Raw genomic sequence first — 16,241 nt, 5'->3', positions numbered from 1 at the left:
TTGCCCGCGCTTCTCCATCGCCGGGCTTGGCGAATCCGGGGGCGGGACGCATATTACGGTCATGGCTTTTGCACCCTTTGTCCCGCTGCGTATCGTCTCCAGTTACTCGATGCTGGAAGGCGCGATTGATCCCAAGGCGATTGCCAAACTGGCCAAGGAACGCGGCTTTCCCGCCATCGCGATTTGCGACCGCAACGGCCTCTACGCCTCTTCCATGTTCGCCAGCGCGGCATTGGCAGAGGGGGTGCAGCCGGTCATCGGGACGCTCCTCGGCTTGCAACGCAGTGAGGGCGAGGCGGTGGATTACCTGCCGCTCTATGCGCAGGATGAGGATGGGTGGAACAACCTCTGCCACCTCGTCAGCCGCGCGCATCTTGACCGCCCGCTGGAATTGGAGCCGCACGTCACCCTGGCCGATCTGGAAGGGCATACGGACGGGCTGATCGCGCTGACCGGCGCAAGCGAAGGCGCGCTGACGCGGTTGCTCGCCGATGGCAAAGAGCGGCGCACGCATGAACTGGCGCAGCGACTGGCCGGGTTGTTCCCCGGGCGGCTCTATGTCGAACTGGCGCGGCGGGGTAATCCGGTGGAGGAAGCGGCGGAGCAGGGCCTGATCGACCTTGCCTTTGCGCAGAACCTGCCGCTGGTAGCCACGAACCCTGCCAATTTCGCCGAGCCACACCAGCACAGCGCGCATGATGCCATGCTCTGCATCGCCCATTCCTCGCAGATCGACAGCGCCGACCGGCCGACCTCCAACAAGCAAGCCTACGTCAAACACGCCAGCGTGATGGAAGAGCTGTTCGCGGATTTGCCCGAGGCCTCCGCCAACACCCTCGTCATCGCCCAGCGTTGCGGCTTCGCTCCCCCGCGCCGTAAACCGATCCTGCCCAGCCTCGCAGGCGATCAGGAAGGCGAGGCACGGATGCTGGAGGAGGATGCGCGCAAGGGACTCGACGCGCGCCTTGCCCTGTATGAGGGGCTGACCGCAGAGGAGCGCAAGCTGTATGATGAGCGGCTCGATTACGAGGTCGGCATCATCCGCAATATGGGCTTTCCCGGCTACTTCCTGATCGTTGCCGACTTCATCAAATGGGCGAAGGCGCAGGGTATTCCGGTGGGGCCGGGGCGCGGTTCGGGTGCGGGTTCGCTGGTTGCTTGGGCGCTGACAATCACCGATCTCGATCCGCTGCGACTTGGCCTGCTGTTCGAACGCTTCCTCAATCCCGAGCGCGTTTCGATGCCCGACTTTGATATCGACTTCTGCGAAACGCGGCGCGGCGAAGTGATCCGTTACGTGCAAGATCGGTATGGCAAGGACAAGGTCGCGCAGATCATCACCTTCGGCAAGATGAAGGCGCGCGCGGTTCTGCGCGATACCGGGCGCATCCTGCAAATGCCCTATGGGCAGGTCGACCGGCTGACCAAGATGGTGCCCAACCACCCGACCGACGCGTGGACGCTGCCGCGCACATTGAATGGTGCGGCGGATTTCAAACGCGAATATGACAATGACAGCGAGGTGAAACGCCTCATCGATCTGGCGATGCAATTGGAGGGCTTCCCGCGTAATTCCTCCACCCACGCTGCCGGCGTGGTGATCGGGGACCGGCCGCTAAGCCAGCTCGTCCCGCTGTTCCGCGATCCGCGTTCGGATATGCCGGTGACGCAATTCGACATGAAGAATGTCGAGGATACGGGGCTGGTGAAGTTCGACTTTCTCGGCCTCAAAACGCTGAGCGTGCTGCGCAAGGCCTGCGATTTGCTGGAGCGGCGTGGGATTGCGGTTGATCTCGATACGCTGGCTTGGGACGATCCGGGCGTGTTCGAGTTGCTCAAGCGCGGTGACACGGTAGGCGTGTTCCAGCTCGAATCCGAAGGGATGCGGCGCACGCTGACGGCGGTGAAGCCAACCAAGTTTGAAGACATTATCGCGCTCGTCTCGCTTTATCGACCCGGCCCGATGGACAACATCCCGCTGTTCGGCAAGCGCAAGGCGGGCGAAGTGCCGATCGAATACCCGCATCCCAAGCTGGAAGGCATTCTGGAAGAGACCTATGGGATCTTCGTCTATCAGGAACAGGTGATGCTCGCCGCGCAGATACTGGCGGGCTATTCACTGGGCGATGCCGATCTGTTGCGCCGCGCGATGGGCAAGAAGAATCAGGCTGAGATGGACCAGCAGCGCGCACGTTTTTGCGACGGGTGCCTCGAAGTCTCCGGCATCGCGAAGGCCGAAGCAAACGCTCTGTTCGACTTGATCGACAAGTTCGCCGGATATGGCTTCAACAAGTCGCACGCCGCCGCCTACGCCTTACTCAGTTACCAGACGGCGTGGCTGAAGACGCATTATCCGGAAGAATTTTACGCGGCTTCCATGTGCTTCGATATGCACCAGTCGGAAAAGCTGGCGGTGTTCGTCGACGATGCACGGCGCAATCGCATCGCGCTGCTGCCACCCTGCATCAACGCCTCCGAAGCCGAGTTCGCCGTTGAGCAGAACGAGGAAGGCTGGGCGGTGCGCTATGCTCTCGCGGGCATCCGCAATGTCGGCGAGAAGGCAATGGAACAGGTCGTTTCAGAGCGGATGGCCCATGGCCCGTTCGAGAGCTTGGAAGATGTCTTCCGCCGGTTGCCGCACGGGGCGATGAACCGCAAGCAATTGGAAAGTCTGGCGGGAGCAGGCGGATTCGACACGCTGGAGCCGAACCGCGCCAAAATCCTTGCCAATGCCGATATGCTCCTCGCCGTGGCGGACGCCGCCAATCGCGAGAAGGCGAGCGGACAGGCAGGCTTGTTTGGCGGCGAAGACCATGCCGAGCCAACGCTGAAGCTGCATGAGGTCGCTCCCTGGTCGCGCGGCGAGCAGATGGAACAGGAACGGCTCAATTTCGGCTTCTATTTTGCCGAGCATCCGGTGGCCGAGTTCAAGGAGATCGCCTCCGCCAATGGCGCGCGCAGCTATGCGTCACTTTTGGAAAGCGGCTGCGGTGGCGGGCGGCAACCGGCGGTAATGGCGGCGATGGTGGAAAGCGTGAACAAGGGACGCACCAAGCGCGGGGCGGCGTTCATTCGCGCCGATTTCAGCGATTCGTCCGGCCAGTTCAGTGCGGCCTGTTTTGAAGAGTCGCTCGTGGATAGCTTCGTCCAATGGGCGGCGGATGGCACCTGCGTGCTGCTCAATGTCGAGCTCGATTCGCCCAATCCGGATGATCCTCCGCGGGTGACGGTGCGCGGCGCCCGTCCGCTTGCCGACGTGACGAGCGCGCAGAAGATGCAGCTCCATGCGACGGTCGAGACCGCCGAAGCCTTGGCTCGGCTTTGCGAAGTGCTCGAACCGGGTCGCGCGGGACATGGCGAGGTGCGCGTGCGGCTTCCCCTTGGCGAGGAACATGATCCGCTAGTGCTGTTGGGCCGGGACTATAAGCTGGGGAGCGCCTTGTTGGACCGCCTCGAAACCGTCGAAGGTTTGCGCGATCTCCGCATTGAGCCCATTCGCGGCGCGGGACACTTGCGCCTGGTTGCATAAGCGGGCAGTCCGCAGCGGCACGCGAGCTTTCATTCAAGCATAGAAAAAGGGCCGGAGGATTGCTCCTCCGGCCCCTTTCTTATGCCATCGGTTGGCAGTGATTACATGCCCGAACCCGGGCCGTAGGTCACTTCCACACGGCGGTTTTGCAGCTCACGGACACCATCAGCGGTGGGAACGCGGTTTTGCGTTTCGCCGAAGGCTTCGCTCATGATGCGCGCAGCCGGGATGCCGCGGCCGGTGAGGTACTGCTGCACAGCGGCATTACGACGCTGCGAGAGGCCTACGTTGTACTGCGCCGAACCCGAACGGTCAGCGTGACCGGCGAGCATGACGCGGGCGGTGCCGCAGTTGCTGTATGCGCTGACGGCGCTGTTGAGCACGTTGGCCGCTTCCGGCGTAATGGTCGACTCGTCCCAATCGAAGAACACGATGTACGGGCCGGTCTCACACGCAACCACAGGCGGCGGCGGGGGAGGCGGCGNGGCAGAACACGCGAAGAAGCTCTCGCGGATTACCTTCCACGAGAAGCTTGGCACCGTCGCCGACAAGGTGGAGCGCGTCGCAAAGCTGGCGCGGTGGCTGGTGGAAGAGGGGATTGTCAAAGAATCTCCCCTCCCCCGTGGGGAGGGGAGATTCTTTGACAATCCCCTCTTCCACCAGCCACCGCGCCAGCTTTGCGACGCGCTCCACCTTGTCGGCGACGGTGCCAAGCTTCTCGTGGAAGGTAATCCGCGAGAGCTTCTTCGCGTGTTCTGCCAGCGGAACCTTCTTGTCCTGCTCCCAAAAGAACCGCGCATCGGACAGCCGCGCGGCGAGCACCTTTCGGTTGCCGTCCACCACCACGGCGGGATCAACTGCGTCGATATTGGCGGTGCAGATAAAGGCGTTGGCCAAGTCCCCCTCCCGCTTGCGGGAGGGGTTAAGGGAGGGACTGTCACTTGCGGCGGGGTGGGTTACAGGCCCTCCCCCAGCCCCTCCCGCAGGCGGGAGGGGAGCAGTGCATACGAAATACTTCTGGTTCACCCGCGCGGTGAGCTGGATGACTTCGGGGGGCACATCGAGGAAGTCCTCGTCGAACCGACCGAGCAGCGGCGCGGGCCATTCGGTGAGGCCGGCGTTCTCGATCACCAACCCCTCATCCTCGACCAGTGTGAGGCCAGCGTCCGCAGCGACCTTCGCCGCGCCTTCGCGGATGATCGCGGCGCGTTCCTCGTGGTCGACAGTGACATGGGCGGCGCGCAGCTTGCTGGCATATTCATCCGCATTGGCGAGGGTTATCGCGCCGGTGGAGTGGAAGCGGTGGCCGAAGGTCTCCCGCCCGCTCGCAATGCCATGCACTTCGCAATCGACCACAGCATCGCCCAGCAGCGCGACGATGCCCGACAGCGGGCGCACCCAGCGCAAACTCTCGGTGCTGAGCGAAGCCGCACCCCAACGCATCGATTTGGGCCAGGAGAAATCGCGGATAACCGCGGGGATCGCTTCGGCGAGCACATCGCGCATCGGCCTGCCCGGCGTGTCGATAACGGCGAAGTATGTCTCCCGCCCCTTCACATCGCGCATTTCGAGCGCGTCGCGGGTGATGCCCAGCTTGCGGCAGAAGCCCTCAACCGCTTGGTCGGGCGCGCCGACCGGCGGGCCTTTAGCCTCTTCGGAGACGGCCTCGGTCGCCTCGGGCAGATCGCGGGCAATCAGCGTAAGACGGCGCGGCGTCGACCAGACGGAGAGATCGCCCACCGAAACTCCGGCAGCCTCCATTTCACGGCGGAAGAGTTTTTCCAGTTCGCCACGCGCGCCAGCCTGCATCCGCGCGGGGATTTCTTCGCAGCGCAGTTCGAGGAGGAAGTCGCTCACAGCACCCACTCCGGATATTTCGCCTGCCATTGCGAGGTCATCACCTCGGCATATTTCTCGCAGGAACCGCGCGCCAGATCGCGCACGCGGGCCATGTAGCTGGCGCGTTCCTGCACGCTGATCACGCCGCGCGCTTGCAGCAGGTTGAAGATGTGGCTCGCCTCGACCGCCTGTTCATAGGCGGCAATCGGCACAGCATTGTCGAGCGAGCGGCGGCACTCCGCCTCCGCCTTGCCGAACAGGTCGAACAGCGCATCGGTATCGGCAACTTCGAAGTTCCACTTCGACATCTGCTTCTCGTTTTCGAGAAAGACCTGACCGTAGGACACGCCGCGCCCGTTGAAGTCGAGATCGTAGACGTTGTCGACGCCCTGGATATACATCGCGAGCCGTTCCAGCCCGTAGGTCAATTCGCCCGCCACCGGCTTGCAGTCGAAGCCGCCCATCTGCTGGAAATAGGTGAACTGGGTGACTTCCATCCCGTCGCACCACACTTCCCAGCCCAGCCCCCATGCGCCGAGCGTGGGCGATTCCCAGTCGTCCTCGACAAAGCGGATATCGTGGCGCAGCGGATCGATACCGATCACTTCGAGGGACTTGAGATAAAGCTCCTGAATGTCCGGCGGCGAAGGCTTCAGGATCACCTGATACTGGTAATAATGCTGCAGCCGGTTGGGGTTTTCGCCATAGCGGCCATCGGTCGGGCGGCGGCAAGGCTGGACGAAAGCGGCGCTCCACGGCTCCGGCCCCAGCGCGCGCAGAGTGGTGGCGGTGTGAAACGTGCCTGCGCCCATGCGCATATCGTAGGGTTGCAGGATGAGACAGCCCTGCGCGCTCCAGAAATCGTGCAGCGCAAGGATCATGTCCTGGAAGGATTTTTGCGGATTGCGTTCCATAGGACGGGCGCAATGGCTCAAGCCTTGCAAACCGTCAATGCCGCAACCGCGAAGGCGCTTGACAGAGGGCGGATTTGCAGGGCGTTATGCTGTTTATGCTGCGCACTTTCCTCGCCCCCGCCCTCGCCCCAGTCCTTGCCGCTTTTCTGCTGCTTCCGCACGCCGCCGCCGCGCAGGAGACGCAGGCCAACCCCTATGGCTTCACGCAGGATTACGATCCCGATCCGGCGATGTGGGTGCTCGCGGACGAGGACACGACGATCTATATGCTCGGCACGTTCCACGCTTTGCCGCGCGGGTTCGAATGGCGCAGCGAGCGGCTTGAAAGCGTGATCGCGGAGGCCGACGCGCTGTATCTGGAGACCACCGATTTCGACCTGTCGCTGGAAGCGGTCGATGTCGATACCAAGCTGGTGGAACGGCTTTCCCGCCGCGAGCTGACGTCGGACCGGCTTTCTGCCGAAGGCGCCGAGCGCTGGCGGCAGTTGGTGCACCTGTCGGGGCAGGATTTCGCCACCGTGGACGAAATGCCGCTGCTGCTCGCTTTGCTCACCATGGGTACGATAACGGGCGAGGCGGCGTTTGCCTCATCCTATCTATACGGTGTGGAAACGGTGCTGGAGCGCGAGTTCCGCGCGAGCAACCGCCCGATCTTCGCGATCGAGGATTCGGGCGCGGTGATGTACAGCCTCATCCGGATGGATGGCGACAATCTCCTCGCCGAACTGGATAGCCGTTTGCAAGCGTGGGACGGCAAGCAGGTCGCCTCCTTCTATGATGCGGACTATGTCGAGGTGACCGGCGATGCCTTCTGGGAGGCCGAGCACAATTGGGCACGCGGCATTGTGGCCGATGATTTCGATCTCGGCTTCGGCGATGGCGCGATCAACGATGCCTTTTCGGTCAATCTGCTCGACCGCCGCAATGCGCAATGGGCCGAATGGGTTGAAGCCAAGCTGGAAGAGCCGGGCACGATCCTGCTTGCCGTGGGTGCGGGGCACTTTGAAGGCGATGCCTCGCTGCTCGAAATGCTCGAAGCGCGCGGGCTGGTGGCGCAGCGAATCGAGTAGACGATTCGGGCTGTAGATTCGGCCCGAGGCGCTTTTGCGCCGGTTCTCGCGTGGTGCTTCTTAAAAATCCTGTTTCCTCTGGAAATCAGAAGCTTGGCTCCCCCCAAGTCATGCTATTGCGTCTTTTTGTCAGGGAGACTTGACTAGCGCAACTTGATAAGACATAAAGTCAGGGCAACCTGACAAAAAGAACGGTTGCTTTGACTATCTGGTGAAGTGGAGCGTCCGTCAGGATGAACAACAAGCTCAAAGTGCTGCGTGCCATGCGGGATTGGAGCCAGGCGGAACTTGCCGGGCACCTCGATGTCTCGCGGCAGGCGGTGAATGCCATCGAGACCGGCAAGCACGACCCCTCGCTCCCCCTCGCTTTCCGCATTGCGCGGTTGTTCGAAATGCCAATCGAGGAGATTTTCGATGACGGACAAAATTGACACCGCGCTGAGCGGAGAGGCGCGCGAGCGCCAGCGCAGGCGCAATTTCTGGCGGTATTTCGGCCTCGCAATGCTCGCCTCGCTGGTCGCAGGACTGGTGAGCGGCTTTGCCTCCGGTGCCTTCCTCGATGGCGAACTCCCGCTCTGGGTGCCGCTGCTGGCAGGGGCTATCGTGCTCCTCGGCTTCGTCTGGTTTTCCTTCGACTATTACCGCCGGATTGATGAGCTCGATCTGATGGACAACCTCTGGGCCAATTTGATCGGAATTCACATAGGCGTTCCGGTCATCGGTGGCTGGTGGTTCCTATCGGAAATCGACCTCACCAGAGCACCAACCGGTATCGAAGCCCTGTTCGTTTTTATGGCGTCGGTCGGCCTTGCCTACGGCCTGCGCAAACTCAATTTCCGTTGATCTGAATTCCCACCCATCCCCCCCAAAGGAGCTTACCTATGTTGAAGAAACTCATCATCTCCGCTTCCGCCCTCGCCCTGTCGGCCTGCGCGTTCCCCACCACCACGCTGGCGCAGGAAGCGCCGAGCGGCCCCGCTTTGTGGGTAGCGCAGGATGAGGACACGACAATCTATCTGTTCGGCACCGTCCACGTGCTGCCCGAAGGGCTCGACTGGCTCCAGCCGACTGTTGCGGAAGCGCTGGCAAGCTCTGACCAGTTCGTGTCGGAAATCGACACCAGCCAAATTGCGCAATTCGATCCGGCGAGCGGCGAAGCGCCGTCGCCTGAAGCAATGGAGTTCATCCAGTTGCAGATGAGCCTCGCCACTCTGCAAGGCGAACAGTCCTTGCGCGAGCTTATGACAGACGAAAATCGCGCCGAGTACGAAGCTGCCATGGCAGATCTCGAACTTCCCGTCGCAGCGTTTGACCGGTTTGAGCCCTGGTTTGTCAGCTTCGTGATGATGCAGCAGTCGATGATGCGGGCTGGCTACGACCCGAATGACGGCGTTGAAATGGTGCTGGATACGATGATCGATGGAAAGGAGCGGGCCGCGCTGGAAACCGTTGAACAACAATTGGGTTTCTTCGACACTATGCCGATTGAGTCGCAATTGGACTTTCTTGATGCGGGGATCGAAGGCTGGAACGATTTCGAAAATATCGATGGCGTGTTCCAGCAAATGGTGACTGAGTGGATTTCTGGTGATGCTGAAGGACTTGCTGCCATCTTGAACGAACAGATGGATGATCCCATTGTTTACGATATTATCCTCAGCCGCCGGAACGAAGCTTGGGCCGGATGGATTGATGATCGCATGGATCAGCCCGGCACCGTGTTCATCGCGGTGGGCGCAGGCCATCTTGCAGGCGAATACACCGTGCAGGACTTCCTTGCCGAGCGCGGCATTATGACGGAGCGTGTAGAATACTGATCCGCATTCTCTTTGCGACACTGGGGGCGCTGTGGCTGGCAAGCTGCGGCGCCTCTGGCGTTGATGGCGAGGCTCCGGCGCGCGACTGGCCCGAGCCCTCCCCTGCCCTGTGGGAAGCGACCGGCCCCGATGGCGAGCGCGCTTTTCTGTTCGGGACGATCCATTCGCTGCCCGATGGTGCGGATTGGCGCACGCCCGCGCTGGTCGAGGCGATCGCGGCCAGCGAGATCCTGCTGGTCGAAATCGCCAATCTGGACGATAGCGACAGCGCCGAGCGCGAGTTTTTTGCCCGCGCCTATGATCTGGAGCCGGTGCCGCTGCTCGACCGCGTCCCCGCCGCCGACCGCGCCGCGCTTGCCGCCGCGCTCGATCTGGCGGAGATCGATCCTGACAGCATGATCCACACCGAAAACTGGGCAGCGGCCCTGCAACTGGGCAATGCCAAGCGCTGCACCAGCTCGCAAAACGGCGTGGATCGCGCTTTGCTCGATGCCGTGCCTGATGTGCGTTCGCTCGAAAGTTTCGCCGAACAGTTCGCCATTTTCGATGCTCTGCCCGATGCGGCGCAGGCCGATCTGCTGATGTCAGTGGCCAATGAACGCGGCTGCGCGGCAGGAGAGGAGCGGGTCATGGCCTGGCTGACCGGCGATTTGGCCGCGCTGGAGGCGTCCATCACGCAGGGGTTTCGCGGCAATGCCGATTTGCAGAGCCGTCTGCTTGACCGGCGCAATGCGAATTATGTCGCGGATATCGTCGCGTTGCACGCGGAGCGGCCTGATGCCGACCTGCTGGTTGCGGTGGGAACCGGCCATATGCTGGGCGATAGCGGCGTGCCGGCTTTGCTCGCCGCGCAAGGCTATACAGTGCGCCGCATCCAGTAGTTGCAATTGCCACCATTGCTGCTAAAGGCGCGCCTCCCCCGTCATGGTCATCCCTGGAGGCGTGACGGGAGAGCTGTATCAAGCAACCGAAAGGCATGATTTATGAGCGACGCTCTGAACCTGTCGGCCGAGCTGCGCGAACGGGCTGGCAAGGGAGCCTCCCGTGCGCTGCGTCGTGAAGGCCGCGTCCCCGCCGTTATCTATGGCGGCAATGAAGAACCCACCACAATCCACGTCGAAGAAAAGGCGCTGATGAAGCAGCTGATGACGGGGCACTTCATGAACTCGATCGTGATGATCGACGTTGATGGCGCCACTGTCCGCACGCTTCCCAAGGATGTGGCGTTCGACCCGGTGAAGGATCGCCCGATCCACGCCGACTTCCTGCGTCTTTCCAAGGATTCCACGATCGACGTCTCGGTTCCGGTGATCTTCATCAACGAAGAAGCCAGCCCCGGCCTGAAGAAGGGCGGCGTGCTGAACGTTGTCCGTCACGAGTTGGAACTGGTCTGTGATGCAGACAAGATTCCGGGCGAAATCGAGATCGACGTTACCGGCCTCGAAGTCGGCGATTCGATCCACATCAGCGCGGTGACCCTGCCCGCAGGTTCGGCCAGCGCGATTACCGACCGCGATTTCACCATCGCCACCGTCGTTGCTCCGTCCGCGCTCAAGCGCGCTGAAGGCGAAGCCGCGAGCGCCGGTGAGGCTGACGAAGGCGAGTAAGCTCTCCTTTTCCTGTCAAACGGACATTATGCTGCGCCGGCTCCGATGGGGCCGGCGTTTGCATTTGTGCTCCCGACCTTTAGAGGAACGCCATGCAGATCTGGGCAGGCCTCGGAAATCCCGGTCCCAAATATGCCATGCACCGGCACAATGTCGGCTTCATGGTGTGCGATGTGCTGGCTGAAATGCACGATTTCGGGCCGGTGCAGAAGAAGTTCCAGGGCTGGGCGAAGGAAGGACGCATCGGCGGGGCGAAAGTGCTGCTGCTGAAGCCCGCCACCTTCATGAACGAGAGCGGCCGCGCGGTGGGTGAGGCGCTGCGCTTCTACAAGCTGGAGACAGACGCACTCACCGTCTTCCATGACGAGCTTGATCTGGAGCCGTTCAGGATCAAGGTGAAGCAGGGCGGCGGCCATGCCGGGCATAACGGCCTGCGTTCCATCGACCAGCATTGCGGCGCGGAGTTCCGCCGCGTGCGCATCGGCATCGGCCATCCCGGTCATAAGGACAGGGTGCACGGCCATGTGCTGGGCAATTACGCCAAATCCGAGATGGACGATCTGGTCGCCATGCTCGGCGCCATTGGTGCCGAAGCTGACTGGCTCGCCAAGGGTGACGATGCGCGGTTTATGAGCGACTACGCGCTCAGGATGCAGGACTAACCGCGCGAAGCACGCTCCGCCAGTTCGCGGTCAACCGGTTCGGCATTGCTGCGCGCCGCGAAGGGCTGGATCACCCGCAGCGCCTGTGCCGCATCGCCCGCTGCCAGATAGATCTCGGTAAGGATACGCGCATAGGCGGCGTTATCGGGAAAGCGGTTGACCAGCGGCTCGACCTGCGCTCGCGCCAGTTCCACCTGCCCCAGATTGAGCAGCGCCTGCCCGTACAGGCCGCGCGCGTTGTCATGATCGGCCACCGCCGCTTCATTCTGCTGCAAAAGGTCGCGGGTGGCCTGCCAGTTACCGTCAAAGGCCAGCACGCTGGCATCGAGGTAGATAAACTCGATATCGGTCGGATAGGCTGCCCTGCCCCGCGCTACCAGCGGACGGACAAGGTCGAGCCTGCCCAGTCGGTCGAGCTGCGAAATCGCGCCGAGCAGTGCCGGCCGGTCGTTCTCCGACAGCTCCAGAATGCCCATGTAAGCGCGCGCGGCCAGTTCCGCCTGACCGTCCATTTGCGCCAGGCGTGCGGTCACGAACAGCGTTTCGATACTTTGCGGGGCCAATTCCTGCGCGCGGGCAACGGCAAAGCGCGCCGCATCGGCATTGCCGCGATCGAGGTGGAAGGTTGCAGCGGCGGTGTAGAGCTTGGTCTGGTCACCCGGCGCGTCGCGACCGGCCATGAACGCCTCTGCCGCGCCTTGCGGATCATCCGCCATGATCGCTGCCAGTGCGCGCAAGCGCCAGCTTTCTGCGCTTTCCTCGCCTTCGAGCAGCTCCAGCGCCGCTTCGCGCTCGCCGGTTTGCAGCAAGGCCTCGGCCCGCAGCACCGCGCCGTCTTCCGGCAAGCCATTGGCGGTGGCAAGCCGGTCGAGCGTCGCTATGGCCTCCGCCCCCAGCCCCATCGCCAACTGGATGCGCGCGAACAGTTCCAATGCCGCGACATCCTCGCCATCTGCCTCCAGCGCCGCCAGAACATGATCGCGCGCGGCGAAATAGTCCTGCGCGGCAAAGGCTTCCTGCGCCTGCTCCACCGGATCGGAGAACAGCGAACAGGCGGCAAGCGAGGCGGTTGCAGCGGCGGCGAGCGCCAGCCGCAAGAAGGGTGTGTGTGTCATGGGCGCGGGATGTATCGCAAAACTGGAAAAATTCGGTGAAACTGCCAAACGCAAGATGTGCGCCGTGCTGGCAAAAGCGCCAGCCTGCCGCTAAGGCGCGGCGCAACACATACTCAAACAAAGGTAAAACTGATGGGATTCCGCTGCGGGATCGTTGGCCTGCCCAATGTCGGCAAGTCCACCCTGTTCAATGCGCTCACCGAAACGCAGGCTGCCGAGGCGGCGAATTATCCGTTCTGCACGATCGAGCCGAATGTCGGACAGGTCTCGGTGCCCGATCCGCGGCTCGACCAGATTGCGGCGATTGCCAAAAGCGCGAAGATCATTCCCACCCAGCTCGGCTTCGTCGACATTGCCGGTCTGGTAAAGGGCGCGAGCGCGGGCGAAGGGCTTGGCAACCAGTTCCTCGGCAATATCCGCGAGGTCGATGCCATCGTCCATGTGCTGCGCTGCTTCGAGGATGACGATATCCAGCACGTCGCCAACAAGGTTGATCCGATTGCCGATGCCGAAGTGGTGGAAACCGAGCTGATGCTCGCCGATCTTGAGAGTCTGGAAAAGCGCGTCGACAATGCCGCCAAGCGGGCCACTGCGGGCGACAAGGAAGCCAAGGCGCTCGCCAGCGTGCTGGGCCAAGCGCTCGCCCTGCTGCGCGACGGCAAGCCCGCGCGGCTGACCGAGCCCAATGATGACGAGGAAGCGCGGCTGCTGCGTCAGGCGCAGCTGCTCACCGCCAAGCCGGTGCTCTATGTCTGCAATGTGGCCGAGCACGAGGCGGCCGAGGGCAATGCGCTGTCACAGCGTGTGTTCGAAAAGGCCCAGGCAGAGGGTGCGCAGGCGGTGGTCGTTTCCGCTGCAATCGAAGCCGAACTGGTGCAGATGGCGCCGGAAGATCGCGGTGAATTTCTCGCCGATCTGGGCCTCACCGAAAGCGGCCTCGCCCGCGTGATCCGCGCCGGATACCAGCTACTCGGCCTCAAGACCTTCTTCACCGCAGGCCCGAAGGAAGCGCGGGCATGGACATTCCCCGATGGCGCTAAGGCCCCGCAGGCGGCTGGCGAGATCCATACCGATTTCGAACGCGGTTTCATCCGCGCCGAAACCATTGCTTTTGACGACTATGTCACGCTTGGCGGGGAAGTCCCGGCCAAGGAAGCGGGAAAGTTGCGACAGGAAGGCAAGGAATACGTCGTGCAGGATGGCGACGTGTTGCTGTTCAAGTTCAACGTGTAGCGCGCGCGTCGCTGGCTTTCTTGCCGAAAAGTCTGCGCATCGGCGTCGCCAGCGCGGCGGCGAGGATCAGCAGGGCGATGCCCAGTGGCTGCAACAGCTTGGCGAACAGCGCCCACACGCCGACATTCTTGGCAATCGCCACCCCCGCTCCGGTCGCCACCAGTCCGGCGATGCCATAGCCCGCCACTTCGTCGCGTTCGGCATCGAAATCGGCGTAGCGCGCGCCCGGATCAAACCGTGTTCGGCGGCCGAGATCCTGCGCGGCACTGCGGATTTCGGGCAGTTGCTCGATGCTGCCCACCACATTGAGGCTGAGCACCCCGTTGCGGCCGAGAACACGCAGATCATAATGCAGCGTATTGGGTTCACCATCGAAAAAGGTGAACTCTTTCCCCCAGGTGACGGTATTGGCCACGCTGTCATGCTCGGGCCGCTGTGCCCACCCGAGCAATTGCACATTGGTGTAGCCATCGGCCCGCCGCCCGGCATTGCCGCTGCGTACCGCGGCCTGCATCTGGCCGAGCAATGCGTCATAATCGGCATCACGCGCGGTTTCCGAAGACACATAGCCGATGTCCTCCCACGTCACGATAGCACCCCAGCCGCGCTGCTGCGGTGAGCTTCCGCGCGGCATGATAAGGCCGAGCACGCCCTCGGCCTCGCGCGCCGGGTTTTCCCACATTTCGACGAGGATGCGGCGCGTATCGGCGGGGCCGTAAAAGTCGTAGGCTTCACCGAGATCGATGCTGGCCTGCGCTTCTGGCAGCGCAATCACCCCGCCGCGCGGCGAAAGCGGCGCGCCCGCCACGCCCTGCGCGTGGAGCGGTGCGGCAAGCCAGCCGAGCAGCAGCGTGCAAAGAAGGAACCAGCGGAACATCCGCGCTCCCTTACCAGCCAAGGCTTACCATGCGGTGCACGAATGCGCGGGAAAGACAGAAAGGGCGGGAAACGGCAACCCGCTTCCCGCCCGTTCTTGAGGGTGTTGACCAGCGCGGCAATTACATCCCGCGCAGGGCTTCCACATGGGCCGTCCACAGCGCAGCGATAGTCGCACGCTCTCCGCCCACACTGGCAAAGCTGGCGAGCGCGGCATCATATTCGCCCTGCATCGCCTGGTTGATGCCGATACGCATATGCGCGGTATTGCCGTCGAAACCACGCTCAAGGCCGAGCGCATACATGTCTTCGGCCTGCGCGTAATCGTCGAGCGAGAACAGCACGTCGCCCGCATTCATCGCATCCAGCGCATCACCGCCGCGCCCTTCAGACACGATCCCGGCAATGCCATTGCGGTCAATCGGCGCGCGGGCTTGCGCAATCGTGTTTACCTCGGTGTAGTAGCCGTCCCCTTCGGTCTGGAACTCGCCAGCGGCCACGCCGATACGCAGGATTTCGAGCACTTCGTTCGACATCAGGCGGGGATCGATGGCTTCGATAAATTCGACCATATTGGGACGATCGACCAGCGCATCACGCTCTATCATCAGGCGGTAGAGATCGACGCGGGCATCTTCGCTCACTTCGAGCATCTGGCTCACGATCCGCAAGCCGTCGCTCCACGCACGGTCGGGCTCGTCAGAGGTGCGCACAAGCCGCAGAATAACCGCGCTCGCTTCGTCAACCATACCCTCTTCGTAGACAAATTGCAGCACGTTGCGCAGCCATGCCTCACGCACCGGCGTTCCGGCAGCATCGGCATCGGCAATCGCGCGCGACAGGTAGTCGTAGGCGCCGCGATCATTGCCTTCTTCGGTGTAAGTGCGGGCGATCAGGTTGACGATATCCGCACCGTCACCTGCATAGCCAGCCGCCATCGCTGCGTTCAGATGATCGCGCGCAGCGGCGTACTCCTCCACTTCAATCGCGAAATTGCCCGCATACCAATGGAGCAGGCCGACCTGCTCGGGTGCAACCAGTCCGCTGGCAAGGCGCTGTTCGAGGCCCCGACGCTGCATCTGGCGGTCGGAAAAATGGCCGCCGATATTGATCTGGATGGAGCCTGCAAGGTCATTGTCGCGGGCGTTTTCGACCGCCGCGAGGAGAGACGGGAGCATGGCGCGCGCTGCCTCGTAATCCTGCGTTTCGCCCTGCACCAGCGGCACCATCAGGTTATATGCCTCGCCAAAGGCGCGCGAAGGTGCCTGCGCTTCCTGTGCGAAAGCGGCCGGAGCATAGGCGACACCGGACACGGCAGTGCCTGTCGCCAGCGCGATGGCCAGCGCAACGTGCGAGGATTTCCGGCGAGTGGTGCGGAAAGCTGCGAACATGGGATACTCTCTCCTGAATAATTTGGGCGTGGCAGCCAATGCTGCCCCGTCGTTCCGGACGGTCTGTAATTGCACCGCCGCAGATTGCCAATCCGGGTTAGCGAAAATGCGCTGAATGGCGTTTTAACGCATTTGTAAACCCGTGTATCCCTTACCGCGAAGCAGCCCGTTGCGGATTGCGACGGGAT

Annotated in this window: 13 protein-coding genes and 3 pseudogenes; 10 read left to right on the top strand and 6 right to left on the bottom strand. The window is 62.5% G+C overall.

Going from position 1 to position 16,241, the window contains the following annotated elements:
* Positions 1–61 precede the first annotated feature (61 nt).
* Positions 62–3,529 carry a DNA polymerase III subunit alpha gene (gene dnaE / locus GC121_RS12600; protein ID WP_151974868.1) on the top strand — a complete coding sequence of 1,156 codons (3,468 nt, stop codon included), beginning with the start codon at positions 62–64 and terminating at the stop codon, positions 3,527–3,529.
* Between the two features lie 101 nt (positions 3,530–3,630).
* Here dnaE and GC121_RS12595 read toward each other — a convergent pair.
* Positions 3,631–4,013 (bottom strand): annotated as a pseudogene (locus GC121_RS12595) (OmpA family protein); the annotation flags it as partial.
* Position 4,014: 1 nt separating this feature from the next.
* On the opposite strand from GC121_RS12595, the pseudogene GC121_RS15875 reads away from it, so the two are divergent.
* Positions 4,015–4,132: pseudogene (locus GC121_RS15875) on the top strand (glycine--tRNA ligase subunit beta); the annotation flags it as partial.
* 39 nt (positions 4,133–4,171) lie between these two features.
* On the opposite strand, the pseudogene glyS reads toward GC121_RS15875, so the two are convergent.
* Both glyS and GC121_RS12580 read right to left on the bottom strand, forming a co-directional pair.
* Positions 4,172–5,386 (bottom strand): annotated as a pseudogene (gene glyS / locus GC121_RS12585) (glycine--tRNA ligase subunit beta); the annotation flags it as partial.
* Positions 5,383–6,282 carry a glycine--tRNA ligase subunit alpha gene (locus GC121_RS12580; RefSeq protein ID WP_151974866.1) on the bottom strand — a complete coding sequence of 300 codons (900 nt, stop codon included), beginning with the start codon at positions 6,280–6,282 and terminating at the stop codon, positions 5,383–5,385. The pseudogene glyS and the gene GC121_RS12580, both read right to left, overlap by 4 nt.
* A 95-nt stretch (positions 6,283–6,377) precedes the next feature.
* On the opposite strand from GC121_RS12580, the gene GC121_RS12575 reads away from it, so the two are divergent.
* The 7 genes from GC121_RS12575 to pth all read left to right on the top strand — a co-directional run bounded on the left by GC121_RS12575 (position 6,378) and on the right by pth (position 11,438).
* Positions 6,378–7,352, top strand: a complete 975-nt coding sequence (locus tag GC121_RS12575; RefSeq protein ID WP_199857854.1) for a TraB/GumN family protein — start codon at positions 6,378–6,380, stop codon at positions 7,350–7,352.
* 233 nt (positions 7,353–7,585) lie between these two features.
* Positions 7,586–7,783, top strand: coding sequence for a helix-turn-helix transcriptional regulator (locus GC121_RS12570; RefSeq protein ID WP_151974862.1), 198 nt, complete (start codon positions 7,586–7,588; stop codon positions 7,781–7,783).
* Positions 7,767–8,195 (top strand): hypothetical protein, encoded by a 429-nt coding sequence (locus GC121_RS12565; RefSeq protein ID WP_151974860.1) that lies wholly within the window; start codon positions 7,767–7,769, stop codon positions 8,193–8,195. Before GC121_RS12570 ends, GC121_RS12565 begins: the two co-directional genes overlap by 17 nt.
* Positions 8,196–8,233: 38 nt before the next feature.
* Entirely contained in the window at positions 8,234–9,169 is a 936-nt protein-coding gene (locus GC121_RS12560; RefSeq protein WP_151974858.1) for a TraB/GumN family protein, read from the top strand.
* Entirely contained in the window at positions 9,109–10,050 is a 942-nt protein-coding gene (locus GC121_RS12555) for a TraB/GumN family protein (protein WP_151974856.1), read from the top strand. The genes GC121_RS12560 and GC121_RS12555 overlap by 61 nt, the downstream gene beginning before the upstream one ends.
* 102 nt (positions 10,051–10,152) lie before the next feature.
* A complete protein-coding gene (locus GC121_RS12550; RefSeq protein WP_151974854.1) occupies positions 10,153–10,776 on the top strand; it encodes a 50S ribosomal protein L25/general stress protein Ctc in 624 nt (207 codons plus the stop codon).
* 92 nt (positions 10,777–10,868) lie between these two features.
* The gene (pth, locus tag GC121_RS12545; RefSeq protein WP_151974852.1) at positions 10,869–11,438 is read left to right on the top strand and encodes an aminoacyl-tRNA hydrolase; all 570 of its coding nucleotides are present in this window, start codon (positions 10,869–10,871) and stop codon (positions 11,436–11,438) included.
* On the opposite strand, the gene GC121_RS12540 is transcribed toward pth, so the two are convergent.
* Positions 11,435–12,553, bottom strand: coding sequence for a tetratricopeptide repeat protein (locus GC121_RS12540; protein WP_151974850.1), 1,119 nt, complete (start codon positions 12,551–12,553; stop codon positions 11,435–11,437). The two genes, pth and GC121_RS12540, sit on opposite strands and share 4 nt — an antisense overlap.
* 132 nt (positions 12,554–12,685) lie before the next feature.
* On the opposite strand from GC121_RS12540, the gene ychF reads away from it, so the two are divergent.
* Positions 12,686–13,786, top strand: coding sequence for a redox-regulated ATPase YchF (gene ychF, locus GC121_RS12535; protein WP_151974848.1), 1,101 nt, complete (start codon positions 12,686–12,688; stop codon positions 13,784–13,786).
* On the opposite strand, the gene GC121_RS12530 is transcribed toward ychF, so the two are convergent.
* The gene (locus GC121_RS12530; RefSeq protein ID WP_151974846.1) at positions 13,776–14,663 is read right to left on the bottom strand and encodes a DUF2167 domain-containing protein; all 888 of its coding nucleotides are present in this window, start codon (positions 14,661–14,663) and stop codon (positions 13,776–13,778) included. The genes ychF and GC121_RS12530 overlap by 11 nt on opposite strands.
* Before the next feature lie 121 nt (positions 14,664–14,784).
* Entirely contained in the window at positions 14,785–16,053 is a 1,269-nt protein-coding gene (locus tag GC121_RS12525) for a hypothetical protein (protein WP_151974844.1), read from the bottom strand.
* Positions 16,054–16,241: the final 188 nt, after the last annotated feature.

The sequence above is a fragment of the Erythrobacter sp. EC-HK427 genome, assembly GCF_902498745.1.
Classification (GTDB): domain Bacteria; phylum Pseudomonadota; class Alphaproteobacteria; order Sphingomonadales; family Sphingomonadaceae; genus Alteraurantiacibacter.
The sequence above is the reverse complement of the archived record's forward strand: the minus strand, read 5'-3'. Positions and strand labels throughout refer to the sequence as shown.

Excerpts from the sequence above, each read along its gene's own strand:
- GC121_RS12530 (WP_151974846.1), bottom strand. The coding sequence starts at position 14,663 with ATGTTCCGCTGGTTCCTTCTTTGCACGCTGCTGCTCGGCTGGCTTGCC.
- ychF (WP_151974848.1), top strand. The coding sequence starts at position 12,686 with ATGGGATTCCGCTGCGGGATCGTTGGCCTGCCCAATGTCGGCAAGTCC.
- GC121_RS12540 (WP_151974850.1), bottom strand. The coding sequence starts at position 12,553 with ATGACACACACACCCTTCTTGCGGCTGGCGCTCGCCGCCGCTGCAACC.
- GC121_RS12550 (WP_151974854.1), top strand. The coding sequence starts at position 10,153 with ATGAGCGACGCTCTGAACCTGTCGGCCGAGCTGCGCGAACGGGCTGGC.
- dnaE (WP_151974868.1), top strand. The coding sequence starts at position 62 with ATGGCTTTTGCACCCTTTGTCCCGCTGCGTATCGTCTCCAGTTACTCG.
- GC121_RS12525 (WP_151974844.1), bottom strand. The coding sequence starts at position 16,053 with ATGTTCGCAGCTTTCCGCACCACTCGCCGGAAATCCTCGCACGTTGCG.
- GC121_RS12570 (WP_151974862.1), top strand. The coding sequence starts at position 7,586 with ATGAACAACAAGCTCAAAGTGCTGCGTGCCATGCGGGATTGGAGCCAG.
- GC121_RS12580 (WP_151974866.1), bottom strand. The coding sequence starts at position 6,282 with ATGGAACGCAATCCGCAAAAATCCTTCCAGGACATGATCCTTGCGCTG.
- GC121_RS12565 (WP_151974860.1), top strand. The coding sequence starts at position 7,767 with ATGACGGACAAAATTGACACCGCGCTGAGCGGAGAGGCGCGCGAGCGC.
- pth (WP_151974852.1), top strand. The coding sequence starts at position 10,869 with ATGCAGATCTGGGCAGGCCTCGGAAATCCCGGTCCCAAATATGCCATG.
- GC121_RS12560 (WP_151974858.1), top strand. The coding sequence starts at position 8,234 with ATGTTGAAGAAACTCATCATCTCCGCTTCCGCCCTCGCCCTGTCGGCC.
- GC121_RS12575 (WP_199857854.1), top strand. The coding sequence starts at position 6,378 with ATGCTGCGCACTTTCCTCGCCCCCGCCCTCGCCCCAGTCCTTGCCGCT.